The organism is Paenibacillus allorhizoplanae, from assembly GCF_927798215.1.
GTDB classification, from domain to species: Bacteria; Bacillota; Bacilli; order Paenibacillales; family NBRC-103111; genus Paenibacillus_E; species Paenibacillus_E allorhizoplanae.
On the sequence record NZ_CAKMMW010000022.1, the window covers coordinates 69,017 to 94,191 of the forward strand.

General features: G+C 45.3%; 18 protein-coding genes. 14 read left to right on the forward strand and 4 right to left on the reverse strand.

What is annotated here, in order from left to right:
• The first annotated feature begins 1 nt into the window (after position 1).
• Together L6I86_RS27260 and L6I86_RS27265 are read left to right on the forward strand one after the other, a co-directional pair.
• The gene (locus L6I86_RS27260; RefSeq protein WP_236291552.1) at positions 2–1,228 is read left to right on the forward strand and encodes an MFS transporter; all 1,227 of its coding nucleotides are present in this window, start codon (positions 2–4) and stop codon (positions 1,226–1,228) included.
• 72 nt (positions 1,229–1,300) lie between these two features.
• Complete coding sequence (locus tag L6I86_RS27265; protein ID WP_236291558.1) at positions 1,301–2,101, forward strand: serine/threonine protein kinase; 801 nt, start codon at positions 1,301–1,303, stop codon at positions 2,099–2,101.
• 282 nt (positions 2,102–2,383) lie between these two features.
• Here L6I86_RS27265 and L6I86_RS27270 read toward each other — a convergent pair whose 3' ends face one another.
• The 3 genes from L6I86_RS27270 to L6I86_RS27280 all read right to left on the reverse strand — a co-directional run bounded on the left by L6I86_RS27270 (position 2,384) and on the right by L6I86_RS27280 (position 5,228).
• Positions 2,384–3,247 carry an EcsC family protein gene (locus L6I86_RS27270; RefSeq protein WP_236291560.1) on the reverse strand — a complete coding sequence of 288 codons (864 nt, stop codon included), beginning with the start codon at positions 3,245–3,247 and terminating at the stop codon, positions 2,384–2,386.
• Between the two features lie 125 nt (positions 3,248–3,372).
• Positions 3,373–4,251 carry a carbohydrate ABC transporter permease gene (locus L6I86_RS27275; protein WP_236291562.1) on the reverse strand — a complete coding sequence of 293 codons (879 nt, stop codon included), beginning with the start codon at positions 4,249–4,251 and terminating at the stop codon, positions 3,373–3,375.
• Between the two features lie 26 nt (positions 4,252–4,277).
• On the reverse strand, positions 4,278–5,228 hold the full coding sequence (locus L6I86_RS27280; protein WP_236291563.1) for an ABC transporter permease: 951 nt from the start codon (positions 5,226–5,228) through the stop codon (positions 4,278–4,280).
• Between the two features lie 114 nt (positions 5,229–5,342).
• Here L6I86_RS27280 and L6I86_RS27285 point away from each other — a divergent pair, with 114 nt between their 5' ends.
• The 11 genes from L6I86_RS27285 to L6I86_RS27335 all read left to right on the forward strand — a co-directional run bounded on the left by L6I86_RS27285 (position 5,343) and on the right by L6I86_RS27335 (position 23,606).
• The gene (locus L6I86_RS27285; protein WP_236291566.1) at positions 5,343–7,055 is read left to right on the forward strand and encodes a cache domain-containing sensor histidine kinase; all 1,713 of its coding nucleotides are present in this window, start codon (positions 5,343–5,345) and stop codon (positions 7,053–7,055) included.
• A gap of 27 nt (positions 7,056–7,082) precedes the next feature.
• Positions 7,083–8,705 carry a response regulator transcription factor gene (locus L6I86_RS27290; RefSeq protein WP_236291571.1) on the forward strand — a complete coding sequence of 541 codons (1,623 nt, stop codon included), beginning with the start codon at positions 7,083–7,085 and terminating at the stop codon, positions 8,703–8,705.
• 106 nt (positions 8,706–8,811) lie between these two features.
• A complete protein-coding gene (locus L6I86_RS27295; RefSeq protein WP_236291573.1) occupies positions 8,812–10,509 on the forward strand; it encodes a type 2 periplasmic-binding domain-containing protein in 1,698 nt (565 codons plus the stop codon).
• A 357-nt stretch (positions 10,510–10,866) separates the two neighbouring features.
• Positions 10,867–11,955 (forward strand): peptidylprolyl isomerase, encoded by a 1,089-nt coding sequence (locus tag L6I86_RS27300; protein ID WP_236291574.1) that lies wholly within the window; start codon positions 10,867–10,869, stop codon positions 11,953–11,955.
• Positions 11,956–12,085: 130 nt separating this feature from the next.
• Positions 12,086–16,048: an Ig-like domain-containing protein gene (locus L6I86_RS27305; protein WP_236291576.1), complete on the forward strand. Its 3,963-nt coding sequence runs from the start codon at positions 12,086–12,088 to the stop codon at positions 16,046–16,048.
• 247 nt (positions 16,049–16,295) lie between these two features.
• Entirely contained in the window at positions 16,296–17,576 is a 1,281-nt protein-coding gene (locus L6I86_RS27310) for an ABC transporter substrate-binding protein (protein ID WP_236291577.1), read from the forward strand.
• 81 nt (positions 17,577–17,657) lie between these two features.
• Positions 17,658–18,554: a carbohydrate ABC transporter permease gene (locus L6I86_RS27315; protein ID WP_236291581.1), complete on the forward strand. Its 897-nt coding sequence runs from the start codon at positions 17,658–17,660 to the stop codon at positions 18,552–18,554.
• A complete protein-coding gene (locus tag L6I86_RS27320) occupies positions 18,551–19,396 on the forward strand; it encodes a carbohydrate ABC transporter permease (RefSeq protein WP_236291582.1) in 846 nt (281 codons plus the stop codon). Before L6I86_RS27315 ends, L6I86_RS27320 begins: the two co-directional genes overlap by 4 nt.
• An 84-nt stretch (positions 19,397–19,480) precedes the next feature.
• Positions 19,481–20,308, forward strand: a complete 828-nt coding sequence (locus L6I86_RS27325) for a response regulator transcription factor (protein WP_236291584.1) — start codon at positions 19,481–19,483, stop codon at positions 20,306–20,308.
• On the forward strand, positions 20,305–22,011 hold the full coding sequence (locus L6I86_RS27330) for a sensor histidine kinase (RefSeq protein ID WP_236291585.1): 1,707 nt from the start codon (positions 20,305–20,307) through the stop codon (positions 22,009–22,011). Before L6I86_RS27325 ends, L6I86_RS27330 begins: the two co-directional genes overlap by 4 nt.
• Positions 22,012–22,334: 323 nt before the next feature.
• Positions 22,335–23,606, forward strand: coding sequence for a glycoside hydrolase family 16 protein (locus tag L6I86_RS27335; protein ID WP_236291587.1), 1,272 nt, complete (start codon positions 22,335–22,337; stop codon positions 23,604–23,606).
• 76 nt (positions 23,607–23,682) lie between these two features.
• On the opposite strand, the gene L6I86_RS27340 is transcribed toward L6I86_RS27335, so the two are convergent.
• Positions 23,683–24,132 carry a protein-tyrosine phosphatase family protein gene (locus L6I86_RS27340; RefSeq protein WP_236291589.1) on the reverse strand — a complete coding sequence of 150 codons (450 nt, stop codon included), beginning with the start codon at positions 24,130–24,132 and terminating at the stop codon, positions 23,683–23,685.
• A gap of 202 nt (positions 24,133–24,334) precedes the next feature.
• Here L6I86_RS27340 and L6I86_RS27345 point away from each other — a divergent pair, with 202 nt between their 5' ends.
• Complete coding sequence (locus tag L6I86_RS27345) at positions 24,335–25,144, forward strand: transporter substrate-binding domain-containing protein (RefSeq protein WP_236291591.1); 810 nt, start codon at positions 24,335–24,337, stop codon at positions 25,142–25,144.
• Positions 25,145–25,175: the final 31 nt, after the last annotated feature.

A 25,175-nucleotide genomic window follows, 5' to 3' on the forward strand; every position in this document is an offset into this window, starting at 1 on the left:
CATGCTGGCAAACAAAATGTTTCAAAAACTAGGCTTACACATGAGCCCGGCAACTAAGCATAACTTGTATAGTGATTTTGGTGCAGCCTGTTTATTTAGTCTCTTTAATGTGGTCTTTAATCAGTTTTACATCGCACTTGCCATTAGACAAGGGGCTACGAATCTGGAAGTCGGGATTTTGGCAGCCGCTCCGGCGATTGGACTGTTGTTCTCGCCGATTTGGGCAGGGAGAATCGAACAATCGAATCCCAAACCTTTTGTCATCATCCCGAATGTAATTGGCAGAGCGCTATTGTTGCTTCCGGCATTTTTTGGAGCTCCAAGCGTCTATGTTGTGACGGCAATCATTTTTTATTTTTTAATGGGCATACAAGCACCGGCTTATCCTGCGCTAATTACACGTATGTATCAGCCTGAATTACGTGGCCGACTAATGGGCTACGTTCGAGTTGCCATGGGAGCTATTATGATTCCACTTGCTTACTTAGTCGGCTCGTGGACGGATAAGTCAGGACCGAGTGGATCGCTGATTACTGCGGCTATAACAGGTGTTATATCCATTCTTTCCCTATCCCGTGTTAAGGAGATTGCTTTACCAACGAAGGTATCGGCACGCAAATCTTCATTTAAGGAACAGCTTAAGCTTGTGAGAAATCACCGGGAGCTGGTTGTATTTTTTGCAGCAACAACATTGACGGGCTTTGGCAACATATTGGCGAGTCCCCTATATCAGATTATCCAAGTCAGAGAGTTGCAGTTGAACAACATTGAAATTGCGCTTGCGCGGATTTCCTATTATGTGTGTTTATTAGTAGCATATTTCGTTGTTGGTTGGGTAATTGATCGATTTTCTGCGAAGCAAACGTTGGTCTATGGATTGGCGGCGTTCGCGATTGTTCCTTTACTTTATGGGATTTTCGGAAATTATCCGGCTGTGATCATTGGTAGCGGAATCCAGGGAATAGGCGATGCCATCTGGGATATTGGTATTCTTGCCTATATTTTTCGTGTTGTACCTGGAAGAGAGGCCGTCGTTTTCGGCCTGCACTTAATGTTGTTTGGTATTCGCGGCTCTATCGCTCCATTACTAAGCACTGGTCTATCCGATTACTTGCCGATTTCAGGGTTGTTAATTGGGGCCGCCATTTGCGGGTGTATAGGAACCATTATTTTTTTGCTGCAAAAAGATAACAAAGAAATGACGGAATCGGTGCCTCGTTACGGTTGATTCAATAAAGCAGCAAGTTGGCTTTTCGCTGCTAGTGTAGGAAAAACTGAGTGAGAAGGAGGGCCGCTAACCGTGATTTCTTATCTAAAAAGGGCTTACGAAGCATGGATCGACTATCCTCGAAGAGAGGGAGAGGTCATTCGGGGACAATACCAGATCGAACATTTTCTAGGTATGGGAAGCTATGGGTTAACTTACTTATGTCTAGATAAGCATTCCGGTCGTGAGGTCGTCGCGAAGCAAGCCAAACCGAGTAAAGGGCAACTGGGTCAAGACCTATTGCATCGCGAAATGGCGATTATGAGTCAGTTAGAACATCCTTCTATTCCAAAATGCTACACATCTTTCGAAGAATCGAAACGATTGTATATGATAACCGAGTATATCAAAGGTCGGACCGTGGAGGATTTGATTTTTGAACGGGGAGCACAATTTGCGGAAAAGGACGCTTTAATTCTCATACGCCGCTTGCTGGATATCGTTCGCTTTATTCATGAGCGGAGCATCGTGCATTTGGATATTCGGATTCCGAATGTCATCTTAGATGGGGACCGTATGAGCTTGATTGATTTCGGTTTAGCTGCTCGTTTAGGAGAGCCGGCGAGGTTAACGTTAGATGCCGATGAGGAGCTAATCCGTAGAAGGACCGTAGACGTAACTTCAGATCTGTACGCCATCGGCCACTTCTTATTGTTTATGTTGTATTCGACTTTTGAGTCGAAGGAAGAGCAGGAGGAGGCAGCAAGAGGCTGGGATGAGGAATTGCCGATTTCTACGCATACGAAGCTCATCATCAGGAAATTATTGCAAATCGACTCGCCATATAGGAGTGCGCAAGCTTGTATCGATGAACTGGACACGGTATTAGCTTAAAAAGAAAGAAGCCACTTTCGCGGCTTTGGGTTAGCTGGAGCTTCCACCTCTATGTTTGTAAAAACGCTGTCCTTGATGATGATGTCCGTAACCTCCACGATCACTAGAAGAATAACGTCGTGTAACATGTACGCTATAATTGGAACTGCTATGTCGATAGTGACGGCCTCTCTTGGAATGGAGAAGAGACCCCAATAATTTACGTAGTAAATATTTGATCACCTTACATTCCTCCTTTCGCGGTTTACTCCTTATTACGGCAAGAGGTAGGGATGGTTTCAGCTAACCATCGACTTGGGCGTGCAAGCGCTCAAGAATACGCCGCTTACGATACAGCATTTTCGCAGCTTCGCCTACATCCTTCAGCGTACCGCGATTGATCCAAGCGCCGAAGAGAATGCCCGCGATCGGAACGAGCTGGAACAGCTTCTTCCATCCCCAATTATCGCGGTACGTGGCGAATACCTCGCGCCAGCCCTGAAGCTGCGAGATCATCTGCACACTCTCCTTATCCACAGTGGCATAGTTTCCCAGCTCTTCGAGAATCGCTTTTTTGCCTACGATGTCGGAGGATGAGAATTGCAGAACCTTGATCGTGAAGATCCGTTCTTGCTTGTCCTTGGGATCATAGCCATAGCAGATGGCAATTTCCTGAATGGTTTTCAAGGACAGTCCCAGGATGGCTGGAATATCAATGGCGAGTGTTAGGATACCGCCAATACCCGTCGTTGCGCCTTGCAAGGTAGCAATTTTCGAACGACTTTGGACAATTTCATCAGCGGTTACATCCAAAACCTGAAGGGGTAAAGTAGTACCTACCTTTTCGATCGTAATCCCCTCAGTAAGCTCATTTCGCTTACCTCTGCTACGCTCAAACACTTCCTCAACATGTCGCAAGGTTCCCTTTTCAGAAATCAAATACCGCCCGCCTGCTTGCAAATAATTGCCGAGCTCGTCCAAGGCTTCCCCTATTTTTTTATTCAAAAACTTCGGTGTTAATCGGTCCAGCACTTGGAAGGGCAACCGTCCAAGCTTTTCCCAGAACCAAAGATCTTTCTGATCAGCTTCCCAGGCTTCGATCTCATGAAGGGCCTGCCGCAGCTCATTCGTGGTTTCCGGATGGTGATTGCGTTCAAGATCATTCATGCTGTGCACAACTCCTTTCTACATCGTATACGTATGTAATCGCATTTGGATGCAGGCATATACGTAATAAGTACCCACTGACAGGACACTTGAAGAAAGTGTTCAATCAATGGGTACTTCTAGGGTTACTCTTTTACGGCTCCAATAACCATGCCTTTGACAAAAAAGCGCTGAAGGAACGGGTAGACGATCAGAATCGGAATCATTGCGATGAAGATTTGTGCTGCTTTTACACTCCGATTGGACAGTAGTTCTAAATCTTCAAAATCAATACCGGTTTTACTGAGGTCGCGTGCGACGACGATGGTTTGCAGCAGCGTGGCTAGCGGCCACTGTTCGGGAGATCTCATATATAACATGCCATCAAACCAATTGTTCCAATGACCTACCAGTGTGAATAAGGAGAGGGTGGCAAGAGCAGGCATGGATATCGGTAAGTAAACGGAGAAGAAAATTCGGAAGGATGTTGCTCCGTCCATCGTAGCCGCCTCATCCAATTCTTTCGGTATCGCACGGAAAAAATTCATCATAAGAATGATATTCCAGACATTGAGCAGATGCGGCAGAATGTAAACCCAGAACGAACCAACCAATCCGATCTTTTGTATCAGTAGGTAGTGGGGGATAAGTCCAGCATCGAAAATCATAATGATCAGGAAGAACCATACGTAAAAGTTGCGTGGCTTGAACTCGATATTGCTTCGGGACAAAGGAAAGGCAGCGAGAACGGTTACCATCATGGCCATTACTGTACCAATTAGGCTGCGCCATACCGAGATTTGAATGGCATGTAGGAAGTTATCATTTTGAAAGGTTTTCACATAGCTGTCTAGATTGAAATCGATCGGGAACAACGTGACGAGATTGGATTCGGCGGCTGTTTTTCCACTAAGAGAAACGGCAAAGATATGCAGCATAGGCAAAATACAAAGAATGGAGACAAGGATCAAAAGCGTTACATTCAAATAGTAAAACACTTTATAGGATGGATTTTTATAATACATAGCCTGTTCCTCCGCTGTTCGTCATTTTAAAATACACGGTAATTCGTCCATTTGTGCGAAATGTAGTATCCGGCGCTGATCAGGATGAACCCGACGGCCGATTTGAATAAGCCCACTGTGGCGGCTAAGCTGTATTGCCCGCCTTGGAAGTTACGGAATACAAAGGTATCAATAATATCTCCCTTTTGAAGGACAAGTGGATTAATCAGGTTGTAGATTTGATCGAAGTTGGCATTCAGCATGTTCCCAAGGGACAGTGTGAACACGACAACCATGATAGGAAGCAGGGAAGGGAGCGTAATATGAATGGTTTGCTGCCATCTACCAGCGCCATCGATTTCGGCAGCTTCATACAGATCTGGATTAATGCCGGATAATGCGGCAAGAAAGACGATCGCGGAGAAGCCGAATTCCTTCCATAAATCACTCACAATGACGGTAAAGCGGAACCAATTCGCTTCGCCCAGAAACATAATGGGCTGTATATGAAAAGCTGCAACTAACCGGTTTAAAACACCGTCTAGTGAAAGCACGTCCAACAAGATACCCCCTAATATGACCCATGACATGAAATGGGGCAGGTACACCATGGTTTGAATGGAGCGTTTCAACTTCATATTTCGGAGTTCATTGATTAGTAAGGCAAAGGTGACTGGGACAGCCAATCCAAATAATATTTTCAAAACAGAGATAATTAACGTGTTCCAAATGACTTGAACGGAGCCCTTCATCGTAAATATAAGTTGGAAATTATCCCAACCAACCCATCTAGATCCAGAGATGCCAAGCCATGGCTTAAAGTCCTGAAACGCCATGATGATCCCTGGCATAGGGGCATATTTAAAGATGAGAGCAACTAATACTGCAGGCAGCAGCATGAGATGAAGCCTCCATGTTTTGCGAAGCGGATGATTTCGTTTCTCTCTTACTCTTGCCGTTACGGGTGACGATGATGTTATAATGACGGTATCTTTCATACATTATTTTCCTCCTCGACTTGCGTCTTCTGTAACTTCATCTTAGGATGGAAGCGTTTTTTTGTATAGAATACATATTAAAGGTGACTGTCAATATCTTAAGGAGGTTGTGCAATGAAGCGGCACTGGCCTATATTCCTGAAAATCAACGGTGTCATCCTCATTCTATTAATTCCCATTGTCATTCTATTTGCGTATTTCAGCAGGACCAGCTTTCAGGTCATCGATTCACAGATTACGGCCTACAACGAAAGCCAGCTGCAGTTTTTGAAAAACCAGATTGAGGTTGGTGCCGAACGTCTGTCCCTTTCCTCCAGTGTTTTAGCGCGTGACTCCTCTATTTTGAAGCTTCAGACGAGTATTCTGACGAAGGACTACTACGGAATGATTGACTTTCAAACACAAGTAAAAGAAAAACTCTTTCTTCAGAGCTTCTCCAGCAACTGGACCAATGATTTATCCATCTATTTACCCGATACCCAAAGAAGAATATCGACAAATCCGAATGATCGATACGATCAAAGTGTCCTTGAAACGGCTGACAACGGGAAGTGGCACTTCCATCCAGGTGGCTCTAACGAAACGCCGTACTATCAACTATTTATCTGGGATCCGTACTTTTCCAAAAGCAATCCACAGACGGTAAGTGCGATTTATGAGGTGCGTTTCGGACTAGATAATATTAGGAAAATGCTGCGCTCATACAAACGAGATAGTCCGGGTTACTCCTTTTTATTGACAAGCACGGGCAAGGTGTTCTCGGTTTCTGACTCAAGTGATGCCGACTTAGAAAATTTGGGGAAAAGACTTCTTGGGGAGGGCTTAAACGAAGGCGGGCATCGGAGCATACAGCTGGAGGAACAGAAGGCCTATTTAAGTTATACACATCTGCCAAGTATCGATGCTTATTTAATTGATTATGTCCCTTTAAACACGTTTCACGCGCCGATTATCAAGAGTAGAAATTTGTTTTATATCAGCATGTTCGTACTGGTTCTTCTTGGATTTGCAACTTCTTATCTTTTGTATCTTCATGTGCAAAAACCGATTTCTTTTATCATGAAAGGACTCAAGCATATGGAGATGGGGGACTATTCGTTCCGCATTAATAAGCGGTTTCATAATGAATTTGATTACATGATGCTGCGATTTAATGATATGGGGGATGAAATCCAACATTTGATCACCAACGTATACGAGGAACAAAATCGTTCCCGCCTGGCAACGCTAAAACAGCTCCAATCGCAGATCAATCCACATTTTCTGTACAATTGTCTGTCTTTCATTGCGGGTTGTGCCAAAGCTGGCTATACCGACACCATTAAACAGATGACGTATCATTTAGGGGATTATTATCGCTATACCACAAGGGTTGAGAATCAGATGCCTTTATTAAAAGAGGAAGTTGATTTGGTTAATCACTACTTGAATATTTATTCGTTAAGGCTGGAACGTCTTGATTATCAGATTGATATTCCTGCGGATATGCTGAATGAACCTGTGATGAGGCTTATTCTCCAACCGGTTGTAGAAAATGCGATTGTACATGGCATAGAACCCAAACCAGGACGAGGAACCATCTTGGTCTCGGGTCGTCGTGAGTCCGACTGGCATGTTCTTGTTGTCGAAGATAGCGGTGTGGGGATGACAGAACTGGAAATAGAGGACTATGTACAGAGTCTGGAGCGTCCAATGGATGAACATACAGGCTGCGGACTATGGAACGTCAATCAACGATTAGTACAACGATTCGGTCCAGATGCAGGTGTTATGATTGCAGCTTCGAATCGGTTGTCAGGTCTCAGTGTAGCACTTCGATGGAAATAAGAATAAAGGTAGGGAGGCTTGGAACCCATGATTCAACTTCTGCTAGTTGATGATGAACCTATGTTATTAAAGAGTATGGTTGAAAATGATTGGAGAAGTATCGGTGTGGAATACGTCTTTCAGGCAGCCTCGGGGCTGGAAGCTGTTGAAGTTCTAAAGAAAACACCGATTGATATCGTCGTAACGGATATTCGGATGCCGGGCATGAATGGGCTGCAATTATGCAAACATCTACAGGATCACTTTCCCCGTACCAAATGCATTTTACTTTCGGGTTATGGTGAATTCGAGTACGCGCGTCAGGCAATCATGTACGGCACGGTGAATTATTTGTTGAAGCCGATTAAGGACGAAGAGTTGATGGATGAGGTGTCTCGTGTGAAGACGCTCTTCGATCAGGAATGGGAGCATGTAGGCTCCTTGGAAAGGGCCCGTCAGACACTTCATGTTCACCTGCCATTATTAAGATCTAATTTATTAAATAACTTGTTGACGGGAAACACCCTGTCATCCTCCGCATTAGCTGAACGAATGAAAGAGTACCAGCTTCCGTTTAAACCCGGAATAAACTGTTCGTTTATCCTAGTAAGAATGGATGGTGGGTTTGGAGATGCGATGGAGCATGACGATTTGTTGTTTGAATACGCCGTCCATAATATCGCTTGCGAAATTTTAGAGCCCGATTATAACGTCTGGTACTGTAAAGATACATTCGGGTATTTATGCTTTTTGCTGCAGGACAAAGGCATGGAGGGATCTCTCAAATCAAGAGGCGATAACGTGCTAGAGAAATCGGCCTATGAGCTGCAGTTGAAAGTCTCGGCCTTTTTGAAGGGGCAAGTATCCGTCTTGATCAGTTATGAGGGAGTATTTCCAGATGAACTCGCGCTGCATTATCGCAAATCTTTGAATGAATTTCGCAAGGTTCCCCGAAGTGATAAGGAAATCCTGATCATGTCCGGGATGCCTCGCGTGCAATCAAGGTCGTTGCAATCCTTATATAGTCCGCCAAGTATCCAGCAGTTATTAGAGGCTGGGCGCTGGGCAGATGTCCGGACGAAATTAAGTGATGTTTTTGAAGAGATGAGCTCCAAAAAAATGGATACCGAAGAAAACATGATGGAAGTTATTTATACCTTGATGAATGCATTTCTGTATATTGCGCACCTCCAAGGCAAAACACTGATGGAAGTAACAGGGTTGGAGACGGACGTGTCGTCAGATCCGCGATCTTTTAATAGAGCGGACCAAGTCATGGAGTGGGCAGTAGGGGTACTGGAAAGCATGGAATCTGGCAGCATCCGTGAATTCAAGGACAGCAAAAATCAGCTAATTTCGAAAATTCATCGTTTTATCGAGACGCATATTGCACAAGATGTTTCGCTGCAAACGATCGCAGACCATGTGACCCTGCATCCAGTATATTTATCATCCATGTATAAACAGGAAATGAAAGAAAATATCAGTGATTTCATCATGCGGTATAGGATGGAAAAGGCAGCCGTTATGCTGGGTTCAACAGATATTAAAATCTATGAGCTAGCAAGCCAAATGGGCTTCCAAAACCCGCCTTATTTTAGCAAACTATTTAAAAATTACTACGGGGTCACACCACAAGAATACAGGGATCGGCATATCACCCAATCTTAACAATTTCATACACCATCTTAAAACTTTATCACTTACCCCGCTGAAAGCGCTGTATTAATATAAAGGTGCAACGCAATACAGCGTAAAGGGAGGATCTTGATAGAAAATGGGTAAACAACGATATCTGCTTGCTCTTGCAGTGATTATGGTGTTCTCTCTCGTAACCGCTTGTTCTCAAAGCACAAACTCGGGCGAAAAGGATGCGGGAAATTCGCCAACATCCGCTGCACAGAAGGGTGCTTCTGCCGATGCCATCCAAAAGGGAACATACAAATTCGAAACACCAGTGACCATCACGACAGTCAAAGCCACGGACGCCACCATGAAGTTCAAGAACGGTGAGACCATGGAAAACAATGTTCACACGAAGTGGGCACACGATCAACTAGGTGTCGATCTGAAAGTGTTGTGGCAAGTACCCGGCGAACAATTCAATACGAAATTGAGATTAATGCTGACAGCAAACGAATCGTTGCCTGATGTTCTGACAACACAGGATATGACGTTATTGGACGAATTGATTCAATCCGGCAAGTATAGAGATATCACAGCAGATTTCGAGAAATATGCATCGCCCAAAATGAAACAAATCTACAACGCGAACCCATTGAATTGGAGCCAAGTCACCTACGGTGGTAAAAAAATGGCCCTCCCGAACTTTGCTACTGCGGGGAATGACAACCCTGTGATGTGGGTCAGACAGGATTGGTTGGATAAACTCGGCATCAAGGCTCCTAAGACTTTTGAAGAGTTGGAAGCTGTCATGCAAGCTTTCTTGGACAAAAAGCCAGGCGGATCTGACAACGTTATCCCACTCGGAGCAAGTTTAGGTTCCGGCGGATCTTCGCCGAATCCGTTCACGAGCTGGCTTGGAGAGACGTCGTGGGTGTTCGGGGCTTTAGGCACGGTACCTTATCAGTGGTTGGAGAAGGATGGGAAATTGGTCCATGGATCGACGCTTCCGGCGATGAAAGACGGTTTAGCGAAGCTTAGGGATTGGTATAATAAAGGCTATCTTTCGAAAGAAGCCGGCCTTCATGACGAGAATAAATTAGCTGAATTGATCGCTCAAGGTCGCGTAGGAATTGTAGTGGCTCCTTCGTGGATGTCCGGTTGGCCAAATACGGATATGCAGAAGAATGTCGCGGGGTCTATCATGAAGCCGTATCCGCTGCCAACGTTGAATGGCAAAATAGAAGCACGTGACACGACCTACTTAAGGGGCGGCTTATTGGTTAAAAAAGATTTCGAACATGTCGATGCGCTATTCCTATACTTGAATCGGATATTTAGTGCTGTAAACCCTGAAGAGGGCAGTGAGTTTGTGAATGGGTGGGCGAAGGATTACGATTATACAATCAAAGCGGATGGGACCTACTCCGTGACCGAAGGGGATATTCCGGGGGGCAAAGTCAGTCCGGCTAAATATTTGCTAATCGAACCGAAAGATCCATTTATCGGAATGAAGCTGCGAGCAGACGTAAGCAGAGGGAAAACACCGGTAACGCCGAGTGAGAAGAAAATTGCCGTTAGCGGTCAGGATGGTCTCAAGGCAGCAGAGATTGTCGATGATGGCTGGAAAGCCGGTATCTATATTCCACAAGCGTACACGGGTGCGAATACGCCGGCAATGCAGTCCAAAGGTGGTATTCTCGTCAAATTAGAGGGGGATACATTTATCAATATTATTTATGGTAAAAAGCCTGTTACGGAATTCGATAACTTCGTAAAAGAGTGGAAGAGCCTTGGCGGCGATGATATGACCAAAGAAGTAAATGACTGGTACTCGAAAATGAAGAAATAGGATGAAGGGGCCCGCTGGAGATCAGCGGGCTTCTTGACGCCAGAATTGATATGGTTTGGGTTTTGGCCAAGCAAATAACTGGATTTCCTCCCGTTATTTCAGGCCATTCTCGCCAAACGGGACATTTTGAGCAAAATTAGATGTAGAAAATCCAGTTAAACTCCCCAAAGGCTAGTTTTCCTCGGAAATAGATGTAGGGAATCCAGTTAATCTCCAAAAGCGCCTCTTAAGCTACCCAGCCTGGGAACGCAAAGACGATTATTAGATGCAAATCTTAACAAATTCCTAGGTCATCTTAAAACTTTATCTCTACCTCGAATGTAAGCGCTGTAATAAGATGAAGTAGGGGTGATCATGGTGAAGTTTACGAAGAGGATAGTCGTAGCAATGACGGTTCTCCCGATTGTCGGAGCCATCGTCTTTTATGCTACAGTCGGGGCTGATTCGGGCCAGACTTCTATTGCGATGGTGAATGGCAGCATGATCACAACGCAAGAATTCAAGAGCGAGTTGAATAAGCAAAGAGCTTCGGTCATCGACTATTTCTATCGGTCAAAAGGTGTGGCATACGGAAAGAATTTCTGGGAAACAGACTATAGTGGCGAGAATCCGGAAGAGACAGCCAAAAAGAGAGCCTTAGATGAAATTATCAGATTCAAGATTGAGCTGGAACTTGCCGCACAACACGGTTTGATACAAGGGACCTCCTATGACGATTTGCTTCATGAAATGGATAAAGAGAATAAGCGAAGGCTTGCCGCCGTAAAAGCACGCGAGCCTATTTACGGCCCCGTCCAATTGGATGAAAGCACGTTTATGAACGAGTACATAAGCAAACTGCGGACGCAATTGAAGGAAACGCTGTCCGAGGATGAACTGAACGTGACCGAAGAGGATCTAAAGCGGCATTATGAACTGCTCAAGGATACGTTCTTCACTCTGGAGGACAGGATTAGATTTCAAAAAATCTCCGTTTCTTATAAGGAAGATGCTCAGAGCAACACGAGTAATCCAAAGAAGCAATCCATCAAGAAACGAATGGACGCCATAAAACGTCTCTTGGATCAAGGAGAAGAGATGGATCAAGCGATAAGCGAACTGCAAGGCGAGAATGATGCTTTTATGCTCCAATTTACTGAGGAGAACTTGAGTAAAGATACCGCCAGCACCTATTTCAAGTCTCAGGCAGTTCTCTATTCCGTACTTACAGATAACTTGGGAGTTAATCAGGTCAGCTCTGTCTTGGATGAGACGATGCAGGGCGAGTATGTTCTTGTAAAGGTAGTGAGTCGAGAAAAAAGTGGCTATAAAAGCTATGACGAGAGTAAACGTAATGTGTGGAAAAATTATGTGGACACCGCATATGGTGATTATTTGGATAAGCTCACTCGTGAAGCTAAGGTTGATATCGATGAAAGCACTTATAAAAATATTCATGTGCATTAAACGTTTTTAACATCATTCTTGGAAGCGGTTTCTCCACCTCGAGGGGAGTCACCGTTTTTTAAGATAAACATTAACCGTACTATTCTCATGCGATTAGTGTGGTTAAACATGACTATAAGGAGGATAAGTGATGAAGAAAACGAAAGGGTCCAGGTTGTTAAGTTTGCTTCTGGGAATCGTTGTCTTGGTAGCAAGCTTCTTACCAATGGCCGCACCATCAACGGTTTATGCAACAGGCTCCGTTTATTATGTGGATTCGATAGGCGGCGATGATGCGAACGCTGGAACAGCTTCCGGATCAGCTTGGCAATCGCTGAGTAAAGTCAACAGTACGGTCTTTCAGCCTGGCGACGCCATCATGTTCAAAGCAGACGGTGTATGGACGGGTACGCTTTCCCCCCAAGGTTCGGGCACAGAGGGAAATCCCATTACCATTGACATGTATGGTACCGGTCGTAAGCCATTGATCGCCGGGGCTGGCGCTGCGGCAGCTGTCTATTTTAACAATCAGGAGCAGTGGGAAGTCCGTAATCTGGAAATTACCAATGATGCGGCAACGAAGGCGGTACGCAGAGGCATACATGTGGACGGCACCAGTGGTGGCTACAGTAATCCTAGAGTTTTTAAGCATTTTCTTTTTGAAAATTTAGAGATCCATCATGTGAAGGGAGATACCGCCACCGATTATGCCCACAATGGCGGTATTATCGTCTGGGGAACGAACTGGGATTATCACGTATCCGATGTTGTGGTGAATAACAGCAAGATTTATTCGGTAGATAGCGTGGGTATTTACATTTATGGCGCACAAAAGAGATATTCCGCTGACTCGAAAGTAACCAACAACGTCATTTACGATGTGGGTGCAGATGGAGCATTCATCTTGGATACGACGAATGCATTGATAGAAAACAATATCGTACATGACACGCATGTAAGAGCTAGCGGATATCATGTTCCGCTTTGGGTCTTTTCAGCTAAGGATGCGTTGATTCAGAACAATGAAGTTTACAATACAGCGCCGGGCGGAGATGCTATGGCATATGATGCGGATTACAAGAGCGACGGAACCATTATTCAATATAACTATAGCCATAACAATGCAGGCGGCGCCTTCTTGGTTGTCAATGATGGTACGGTTGCGAGCAACGCTAATACCAATACGACAATCCGCTATAACATTAGCCAGAATGACAGCGGTGCCGTGTTCAATTTTAGCGGAACACCAGATACTACCCATATCTATAACAACACGGTATATTTGCCCAGATATTCGAACGCTAAAGTGGTGGATTATTTAAACTGGGGCGGTTATGCCAAAAATACGTACTTCACTAACAATATCATCACGAATCTCGGAACCGGCGGCTACAATTTTGCCGGCAGTACGAATAATGTGTTTGATCACAATCTGTTTTATGGCAACCATCCGGCCAACGAACCGACGGATGCGAATAAGATTACGGTGGATCCGATGCTTGCCTCTCCCGGTTCGGGCGGTATAGGTAAAGATACGGTTGTCGGATACCAGCTTCTTTCTACATCTCCGGCTATTGGAGCGGGTAAATTGATGACGAACAACGGGGGCAAGGACTACTTCGGCAATCCGGTGTCGGCCGTGCAAGCGCCGAATATGGGTGCTTACCAAGGTCCAGGACTGGATCCCAATAATCTCCCTCCGCTCCCACCTCCGCCTGTGGAGGAAAATTTGTTGAAGAATTCGGGATTTGAAACAGGTGATTTCACTAATTGGCCGACTCATTATAATGGGGCAACCATTGAGAGCAACAATGCCCTTACCGGTACTTACGCAGCCAAGCTTACAGGGAATACGGCTGGTGTTGAGCAGACCATCAGTGGATTGTATCCGAATACGATCTACAAATTGTACGGAAATGGCAAGAGCGCAGGCGGAGGTGATGCCGTATTTGGCGTCAAAAATTATGGCGGCAGCTCCAAAGATGTGCATATGAGTGCTACCAGTTATACGAGGAAAGAGCTTACGTTTACGACGGGCAGTACCAACACCAGCGCTACGATATATTTATATAAAAGCGGCGGCAGCGGAGACGTTTACTTCGACGACTTGGAATTAATCCAGTACAGCGCATCGCCGGGCGGACCTGCTGAACCTGATCCCGTATATACGGAAGGTTCTGATGATGAGTTCAATGAGGCGGTGCTCCATTCACAATGGCACTGGACCCGAGAGAACCCGGCGAAGTGGTCGCTGAGCACGAACCCGGGGTATATGAGAATTGTCAGTGAAAACGGAGATATCGCGGGCGGAAGTGCCGATGCGAAGAACATCCTCCTCACGGGTGCGCCTGAAGGAAACTGGGCTATGGATACGAAGCTCGAGGGCCAGCCGAATTCGCAGTGGTCGCAGGGCGGATTGGTCGTCTATGTCAATGACGACACCTATATCCGGATGACCCGGTTGTATGGGAGCGGCAATCAATTACAATTTGACGTAAAGGTTGGTGGAGTACGTACGCATATGGAGGTACCTGATACGATCGGATCGACGGTATCTTATCTTCGAATTGTTAAGTATGGAGATAAGTATGCCGGATACTATTCGGTAGACGGTGTCGCTTATACCCAGATAGGTAACACAGTAATTGCTAATCTTGATGATCCCAAAATCGGTCTTATTGTGTGTGGGGGAACAGGACTTACTGCGGATTTTGACTATTTCCACATTGCAACTAGTGGCATAACAGAACCGCCACCTCCACCGCCGCCTGTACCTGTCGCGGTGTCTGGCGTCACGCTTAATAAATCCGCATTGAGTCTGAAAGTTGGTGGGACAGCAACAGTATCAGCAGTCGTATCTCCTTCTAATGCTGCCAACAAAGCAGTGACATGGAGCTCGAACAATCCCGCCGTAGCGCAGGTGGATGCGGGTGGAAACATCACTGCTGTTAGTGAGGGGACAGCGTCGGTTACGGTGACGACAGTAGACGGCTCCAAAACGGCCGTTTGTTTCGTAGAGGTTGTTTCTGCGAGCAATTTGCTGAACAACCCGGGATTTGAGACGGGAGATTTTACCAATTGGCCATCGAATTTTAACCAGGCAGGCATTGTGAATACGAACACCCATACAGGAACGTACGCTGCCAAGTTGGCAACCGCATATGGGGGGATCGAACAGATCGTGACTGGACTTACACCCAATACAACGTATACACTTTCTGCATGGGCCATGGGAATCAATGGTGAATTCGGCGTAAGAGATTTCGGAAGTTACAAACGTCAGGTCTATATTAACTCGACGGCTTATACGAGAAATGAGATTACGTTTACCACAGGCAGTACTAACACAAGCGCGACCATTCTCATGTACAAACGTGCTGCGGCAGGCGAGGCGTACTTTGACGACTTTGAACTTGTTCAGCAAAGCGCGCCAACTACGCCGCCACCTGTCTCGGTAACCGGGGTGTCGCTAGACCATACCGGTTTGAGTTTGAAAATCGGCGCAATGGCTACCTTGTTAGCCACGGTCGCACCATCCAATGCCGCTAATAAAGCGGTAACCTGGAGTTCGAATAATCCCTCCGTGGCAACTGTGGATGCGAATGGCATCGTAACTGCCGTTGGTGAGGGAACCGCTTCAATAACTGTGACAACAGTTGACGGAACCAAAACGGCCGTTTGTTTCGTGGAGGTTGTGCCTATAATTAATTTGCTGAACAACCCGGGATTTGAGACAGGAGATTTCACGAACTGGCCATCGCATTTTAACCAATCAGCCATCGTGAATACGAACGCCCGTACAGGGACGTACGCCGCCAAGTTGGCAACTGCCTACGGGGGGATCGAACAAATCGTAACGGGACTAGCGCCAAACACAACCTATACAATCTCTGCATGGGCCAAGGCAGTGGGGGGAGGCGCTGCACAGTTTGGAGTAAGGAATTTCGGTAGTTATCAACGTCAGGTTTATGTGAATGCTGCGGATTATACAAGGAAAGAATACACATTCACTACAGGAAGTACGAATACAAGTGCGACAATATTTATGTACAAACATGTCGTGGATGGCGAAGTTTACTTCGATGACTTGGAGCTTGTTCAGGTCAGTCCTTGAGCAGCATCACGGCATGAAACGGTTAACAGGGATATAGCGGATGTAGGTGAAATAAGTGAGTAAGCCAAAGAGGTTGGTTCTTGTACATTCCCATGTACGAGTGACCAGCTTCTTTTTTCATGCCAAAGTTATTTTCTCATAGCATTCCAAAAAATCTTAGATATTGTGCATGCGCAGCTTCCGATATACTGAGTATCAGAACCGGTTCGAACGATCAGTAATCAGCATATAACGGGAGGGTCATCCGATGAAAAAAATATCGACGATGCTTGTATCTGTAGGTTTGGCAGCTTCCATGGCACTCACAGGTTGTGCAAGCCAAAATGCAAGCGATACCAAAGCGTCCGCAACACCAGTCGTCAAGCAAGAAAAAGTGAAGATTAGAATGGCGTACTGGAACAAAGAAGACAGCGTGAAATCACTGCTAGATCTGATTAAGCAAAAGCTTCCGAATATTGAACTCGAGTACCAATTTATCGATAATAAGCAGTTTGATAATATCGTAGCTACCCAGTTAGCTGCACAATCGGGTCCGGACATCATTTCGGTGAGTCCTCCAACCAGTGCCAAGTATGCGAAATTGGGGTATTTGGCAGATCTGACCTCACTTGGGGATCGCTACAATGATGCAGGCAAGAACGTGTATACAACAGACGGCAAACTATATGCGCTGCCTGGGATCAGCTGGTTTGAGGGGATTTTCTATAACAAAGAGATTTTTGACAAATTGGGTTTGAAGCCGCCTACCACGTTTGATGAAGAGTTGAAATTACACGAGTCATTGAAGAAAAGTGGTGTGAAGCCACAAGCTATGGGGGCGAAGTCCTGGGAGCCGATGATGAAGTCTTCGATGGGACTTGTGATGAATGACTTCTTGTCCAAAGCAGAGAACAAAACGTTCGATGTGCAATACGGCTTAGGACAAAAAACACTCGAAGGCAGCTGGAACGGCGCCCTGGAGAAATGGACGGAGCTCATCAAGCAAGGCTACATCACACAGGATATGCTTGGTGTCGACTATGATCAAGCGCTGGATGAATTCGCGACGGGCAAGGCTGCGATGTGGGAGTCTGGACCATGGGCGATGGAAGCCATTAAGAAAAAGAATCCGAACATCAAAGTTGATATGTTCCCGTTCTATGGCTCCACACCAGGAGCAGGCTGGTTAATTGGAGGTCCAGGTGTAGGCTTTGCAGCCAACAGCAAATCGAAGAACGCGGATGCTGTGAAGCAAGTACTCGATCTGATCTCGACGCCGGAAGGACAGAAGGCTTTCTGGAACGATAACAAAGGCGGCAGCAGCTACTTGAAAGGTGTTGAATTCGAGATGCCTAGCGAGTACGAGAGTGTGAAAGCAACCTTTAAAGCGGGTAACGTTTATGCGCCGTGGAACAATTGGGGTGACAACGCACAGTCCATTATCGAGGATTATGGTAAACATTTTCAAGAGCTGCTTGGTGGCAAAAGTGACGTTAGCCAAACACTTAAAGCGACAGATAAGAAGACTGCTGAATTAATGAAGAAGTAAAAACAAGGTAATTTCATACCGAAACCTACGGCGGTCCATTGGCAACACCAAGTGGCTGCCGTAAGTTTTCTAGAGAGGTTGATGGCTGTGCGACTGAAGCTGCTGCGAAGAGAACTGAACTATGGCATGCTGATCCTGCCTGCGCTTGTGTTCTATCTCGTGTTTGCTGTATATCCGTTTCTATCCATGTTCTATTATAGCGTGACGGATTACTCGATTTCCAAAATGACTAACTTAAGTTTCGTAGGGTTCAAAAATTACGAGAGTATATTTCATAATGATTTGTTGCTTGCAGGTTTTAAAAATTCACTCATTTATGCCCTATTAATGACGGTATTTCAAACGGCTTTTGGCCTTGTGCTGGCTGTTTTTCTAGATCGTAAGCTGTTCACGCGTAATGTCCTGCGATCCGTATTTTTCCTTCCTGCTGTGTTTAGCCCGCTGATCATAGGATTTCTATGGAATTATTTGATGTCGACGTCAGATTTCGGCCTGATCAACAATGGTTTGACTGCACTAGGTTTAGCAAAAATTAATTTCCTCGGCGATGCCGATCTAGCGCTCTACTCGGTAGTTGTCACGCAGTTGTGGCAGTGGACGGGGTGGGCCATGGTTATTTTTTTGGCCAATCTGCAAAGTATTCCGAAGGATTTGTATGAAGCTGCTGATATCGACGGTGCCTCATCGTGGATGCAGTTCTGGAAGGTGACACTGCCTCTTATGCAGCCATCTGTTAATGTCGTAGCCGTTACAGCTATGATTGGTGGACTTAAAGTATTCGATATCATTCTTGCCCTCACAGATGGAGGTCCAGGGAATGCGACTCAGACGATTATGACGGCTTATATCAAGACGTCTTTCAATGAAGGCTTTTATAGTAAGGGAGCTGCATCAGGTGTTGTATTCTTCCTTGTTGTTATGTTCATCACGACAGTCATGATGCGCGTACTTGGGAAATGGGGGAAACAAATTCAATGAATATGAAGCTTTCCTCCCGTGAGCGAGCCGTTAATGGTTCTTTCGAAGCGCTGTTAATTGTCATTGCTGCTTTATTCTTCATCCCCGTGTATTATCTGATCGTTACGACCTTCAAAACACCAGATGAAGCAACGTTCAGTCCGCTGTCTTTACCCCGTCATTTTAACGTAGATAATTATATCTTAGCTTGGAAAACGATGAGATTCCCGCGCGTATTTCTCAATACGCTCATTGTGACGGGCGTATCTGTTATCGGAATTATTTTGCTTTCCTCGATGGCGGCGTACGCTTTAGCAAGGAGAGCGCATGCGCTAAATAAGTTTATTTTCTACGTATATCTAGCAGGTATGATGGTTCCGTTTCAAATGGGACTGGTTAGTCTATATAAGCTAATTAACAGCCTAGGGCTGATGGATAACCTCTTGGCCGTCATTGTGGTAAACATTGGGAACGGCTGTGTCATTGCAATATTTTTGTTTCACAGCTTTATCAGCACTTCTGTGCCGCTGGAGCTAGAGGAAGCTGCTTTTATCGATGGGTGTTCGGTGCAAGCGACGTTTTGGCGAATTGCTTTTCCACTGCTAACGCCGGTGATTGCGACTGTTGCGATTGTCACAACGTTGAATGTGTGGAACGATTTTATGAACCCGCTGCTGTTCCTGCAATCGCGAGAAAATAACGTTATTCTACTGGAAGTGTTTCGGAATATCGGGCAGTTTTCGGTGGATTGGACTAGCTTGTTCCCGATGCTGCTCTTAGGAGTGGCGCCACTCCTTGTGTTCTATCTGCTGATGCAGAAGTACATGATCAAGGGTGTTGCGGCCGGAGCGCTGAAGGGATAGCAAGGAAGATTGGGAGCTGTTTGCCGTTTGCCTTATGTACGCTGTTGATCCTGTTTGATAAAATGGAAGCAGGGGGGATTTCACATGTTCCGCATACTAATCGCAGATGATGACAAGATTGAGCGGGAAGGGATCAAGTTCCTGATGGCCAAGTACGATTTCCCATTTGACATGCTGGAGGCGAAACACGGCAGGGCTGCCTTGGAATTACTTCAAGTAAATGACGTGGATGTGCTTCTCACGGATATCAAAATGCCCTTCATGGACGGGCTTCAACTGGCGCGGGAAGCTAGAGCGCTGAAGCCACAGCTCAAAATACTGATTCTCAGCGGGCATGGGGAATTTGACTATGCGAAAACGGCGATCTCCTTACAGGTATCGAACTACTTGCTTAAGCCTATTGAGCCGGAAGAATTTCGTGCGGTCATAGCCTTTGTCGTTCAGCAACTGCAAGAGGAAGAGTCAGCCAAGCGGCAACAGGAGGATTGGCAGAAGGTTTACGAAGCGGGACTCGTCTACCAGCAAGAGCAGCGGCTGCGTAATTTAATCCAAGACAGCGCTGCTGATGATCCAGAAGCAGACTCCCGTAAACGAGCGATAGAGGATGTATTGCGCATCATTGAGAAGGAATACGAGAAGGATTTGAGCTTGGATTATTTGTCCAAAAGTGTTCATTTATCCGCCAGCTATCTCAGCCATACGTTCAAAAAAGCGACAGGCGTTAGTGTCGTTAAATATATTACGCAATATCGAATGGAGAAGGCCAAGCATCTGCTTGATCAAAGCAATTATAAGATTAATGACGTTTATAAAATGGTCGGGTTCTCGGATATGTCTTATTTCGGCCTAACATTCAAACAGAGCTTCGGCATCACACCTAAGCAATACAGGGAAAAGGTGCGTCTGCCGTGAAACATCTTCTTGCCTATTTTCGCAACAGTACGGTCAGGAAGAAGCTCATAATTACGTATCTCGTCGTGATTATTATTCCGATTCTCGCTTTGGGAATCTACGCGTATCAATCGTCCAAAGGTTATCTGAAAAAACAGCTTATGATTGGCATGAACCACACGGTTAGCCAGACTGCTCTTAATTTGGACCAGAAGATGGAGAAATCAGGTAATTTCATTTCTTTCATGGTGTTTAACCCTATTGTGAAAAAGGTGACAGGCTCCGAGCTGCCGGATATTCTCAGTTATACCAAAGAGCTTAACGACAACATCGAGCCGACGATTTGGTATTATATCAACATCAATCGGGAGATGAAAGACGTTCTCTTTTACTCGGATTATACGGGTCGACAGATCGGCAACTTCATCTATCCCAGCGAGGCTGTCCGAAATACCGCGTGGTATGAAGATGCAAAGAAAGTGAGTAAGACGCAGTGGTACTATGATCAGCAGCAACAGGTGCTTTTCGCTACGCATAACATTCAGAAGAGTGATAATACCACGTTTGCTGGCGTTTTGTACGTGAAGATCGATTACGATAAAATGTTCGAGAAGCTCGACCAGGTCTACGATGGTGAGTACGGTATCCTGATTACAGACAGTAAGCAGCAGGTGATTTATGCAGGGGAAGCAGCCTCCTCCTTAAGCGAAAAAGCGATAGGGGATATTGCAGCTCAAGCTGAGGGGCAGTTCCGTATGCAGGGCAAAGAATATTTGATGACGCGCAGCTCGTTAATGAATTCAGGTTGGACCTTCACGTATTTTATGCCGACGACGAGCATGATTGTGGATACGAAGGATATTTTGAAAGCGACGGCTTCCATCATCTTGATTTGTATGTTGGTTCTAATATGCATCATTTGGTTGTTCTCGCGAACCTTGGTGAGGCCGATTCATGCATTGAAAAAGAAGATCAGCATCGTGGAGAATGGCAACTTCGATGTGCCGATAGTCGCTAATGCGACAGATGAAATTGGGCAATTGACCCAGAGCTTCGCCGACATGGTGAAGAAGGTTCAAGACTCGATTCAGGAGACTGTCCAAGCACGTATGCTGGAAAAAGAAGCAGAGCTGAAGGCGCTCCAGGCACAGATTTCACCGCATTTCTTGTACAATACCTTGTCCATTATTAACTGGAAGGCCGTTCAACGGGATGCCATGGACATCAGCGTAGTAGCCAATGCGTTGTCTAAATTCTATCGGACGAGCTTGAACAAAGGCAATCACCTCATTCGCATTCGGGATGAAATCGGCAATATCCAAGCTTATTTGGCGATACAGCTCATCATGCATGACGATGAATTCGAAGTCATCTATGAGATCGATGAAGCGGCCTATGATTGTGAGACCGTTAATTTCATTTTGCAGCCGATTGTCGAGAATGCGATTATTCATGGACTGGATGAGAAGGAAGAGGGAAGCAAGCTGCTTCGCATTGGTGTTGAATTTGTCGGGGATGAGATCCATTTTACCGTGCAGGATAATGGAAAAGGCATGGAAGCTGCGGTGCAGGATCGCTTGCTGCATGCGGAAGGCGGCGGGTATGGGCTGCGCAATGTGCAAGAGCGAATTCGGCTGTATTTTGGCGGGGATTATGGTCTTACAATAGAGAGTAAGCTGGGTATCGGTACGACCGTGCGTGTTGTGATTCCGATGAAGCGATAGTGAAACTAGAGAGACAGCAGCAGGGAGATGTGGCCTTCCTGCTGTTTTTTTATGCTTCCGCGGAGGACGGCGAGTGAAAAAGCGCCCCGCAGCCCGCGTAAGTCGAAAAAATCGACTTAACGCGAGGTCATCGCACGCTGCCTTTTCTAACCAAAATAGACCGAATTATCGTAGGATTCCAAAGAATCTTAGATATTTTGACTGAAAAGAATCACTATATAATGATGACGTAAGCGGTTACTAGAAACACAAAACGTATGAGGAGGGCAATTGGCAAGGAAGACGCTGTATTCTAATTTAAACGAGAAAGGATTGAGAAAATGATGAAAGCGAAAATGATGAGCTTGTGTATGATGTTTGTTCTGCTCTTAGCGTCTCTACTGCCCATTCATGTATCTGCTGCTGATTACCCTGCTAACCCCATTACCAAAACAGGTTACACGCTTGATTTCCAGGAAGAGTTTGATGGAACGACTTTGGATACGAATAAATGGCTTCCGTACTATCTTCCCCATTGGGCAACGCCGACTGATCGGGAATTGGGTGCGAAGGCGCGGTACACGATTGCCAACGGGGTATTGCAAGAACGTATTGATGCAGATACACCTGCATGGAACCCAACTTATGATTCTACGGTGAAAATATCGAGCATACAGACGTATGAGAAGGATAATTGGCATAAATTCAACGGATCTATGCCGAATAATCATCATGAAGCTGATTTTAACGGATATAGCACGATGTACGGCTATTTTGAAATGAGAGCCAAAAATGCGAATGTCGGCGGTGGCGGACATCAGGCCTGGTGGATGGTTGGCACACAGGATACTAGCAGCGCTTCGGCCAATCCTGAAATTGATATCGTCGAGACCTTCTTTTCAAAACCAAACACGTGGCGAATCGCTGGATACGGCTGGGGGGATCCTAATTTTCTGAGTAACTGGACGTTATATGAAGATCCGGTTCCAAGCGGCGATCAGTCTTCCGAGTATCATATTTATGGGATGGAGTGGACGCCTACTCAGCTTAATTTCTATTATGACAATCAACTATACAAAACGATTAATGATGCGCCTAACATGCCGATGGGGATGATTTTGGGGATCTATACCGATGCGGGTTCAGGTGTGCATAATAACGTGTGGCCAAAAACGTGGAGTGTAGATTATGTCCGTGTTTGGAAGAAGAATGGCGGCTATCCGACTCCGTATTATCGCATCAAAAATCATCAAACTGGCCTATATATGCATACGAATAATCTCACGGGGAACGTAGAATACGGCAATGTACCAGCTACAGATTATAGCTCACAATGGTCCAAAGAAACAACGGAGGGCTATACGCGATATAAAAACAGATCGACTGGCCAATACATGCATGTGGAGAATTTGAACGGAAATGTTCAGTATGGCACTGTGCCAGCAACGTATTGGAGCTCACAATGGACAGAAGAAGCTGTTTCGGGCTATACCCGAATTAAAAATCGGTGGAAAGGCACCTACATGCACACCGAGGATAATACGGGTTTCGTGCAGTATGGAACTGTTCCCACAACATATTGGACCAGTCAATGGACCTTTGAACCTGCCAGCTAATTACGATAAGAAAGGCATCTAAGTTGCAAAAACCAGCCAAACCCTATTCAAGGGTTTGGCTGGTTTAATGTACTCTTTATGTGTTAAACAATTTCTCAATAGCCTCACGCTGCGCGGGTTTAATATTGACTCTGGCGCGAATACTTTTGGCTAGTGCTTCAGCTTCTTCAATGGTCTGACTTTTGCCTAATGTAATCAAAGTACCCACCGCGACAGCACCCGTTCTGCCGCCGCCACCAGCACAGTGAAATCCAACTTTTTTACCGTTGTGATAAGCTTCAACCACGTGATCAATCGCTTGTTGAAACAATTGGTCTTGGGGTCCCGTTGCATTGTCTCCTAAAGGGACTTGAATCCATTGGACATCGCCATCGGGATAAGCGCATTGTGTAGCTTCGCCTCGCAAATCCACAATGACTTCAATGCCTTCATTTTTAATCATATCCTCAACGTCTGAAGCTCCTCCAAAATAAATCCGATCCTCCACTAAAGCTTGATAATTTTTATGTTTATTGACCTCATTCATGTTGAACATCTCCTTAAGAGTGATTTATGTAGCTTCTGTGGGAAGCTAAGTGATGAAATAGATCTTGTCATTATATACGCATTCACATAGAGGTTGAAAGTTTAGGAATTGAAAACGATAAAGCCGAGTGAAGAGGCTGCATAACCATTCAACTATTTACAAATAATACCTGTGTTTACCGAATGAGGAGGGTATGAATGCAATGAATGAAGGCTTTAGAAGCAAACGAGGAATTGTCCTCTCGATCACCCTATTAATCGCCCTGATCGCATCAGGATGCACGCAGAATAAAACGGTCAAAGTCGGCATCGAGGAGAATTTCCGCCCCTATACGTATACAGAGGGTAGCGAGAAGAAGGGCTTTGAGGTGGATTTATGGCAAGCACTCGCTAAAAAGTCGAAGCTAACCTATGAGTTGGTTCCTATGGAAATGGGCGAATTGAATAAAGGGTTGAAGTCTGGTGCTATTGATTTGGCTATTGCGGGGAAGACAATTACGGATGCACGCAGTAATGATCTTGAGTATTCTGATCCTTATTTTCAAACAAACTTAGTGATTCTGACTGCTTCAGAGAACTCTACTATTAAAGGGAAAGATGACTTGGTCCAAAAAGCGATAGCAACCGAAAATGGATCACCGGGGTTTTACTATGCGAGTGAAATTCAAGGCGCGAAAATCCACGGCTTTTCAAAAATCTCCGATGCCTATGAGGAGTTAAAAAGTCATAAAGCAGACGCAGTTATCGTGGAGGAGCGCAATGCCCAGGATTATATTAAAAACACAGCACAAGGGTCAGTGAAAATAGCCGGAGAACCATTCCAAAAAGAAAGTCTGGCTATCCTTGCTAAAAAGAAAAACAAGTACATCGGAAAAATTAACGAAGCGCTCCAATCTGTATCCAAAGACGGGACCTACGAAGACTTGTATACCAAGTGGTTCACAGGTAAACCGAAAATGATGCCGAATAAAATTAAAAAAGAAGTGGAACACGACTTGCAACATGAGGCATGATAAATGATTGAATAGGAGCTGTCCGTTAAGT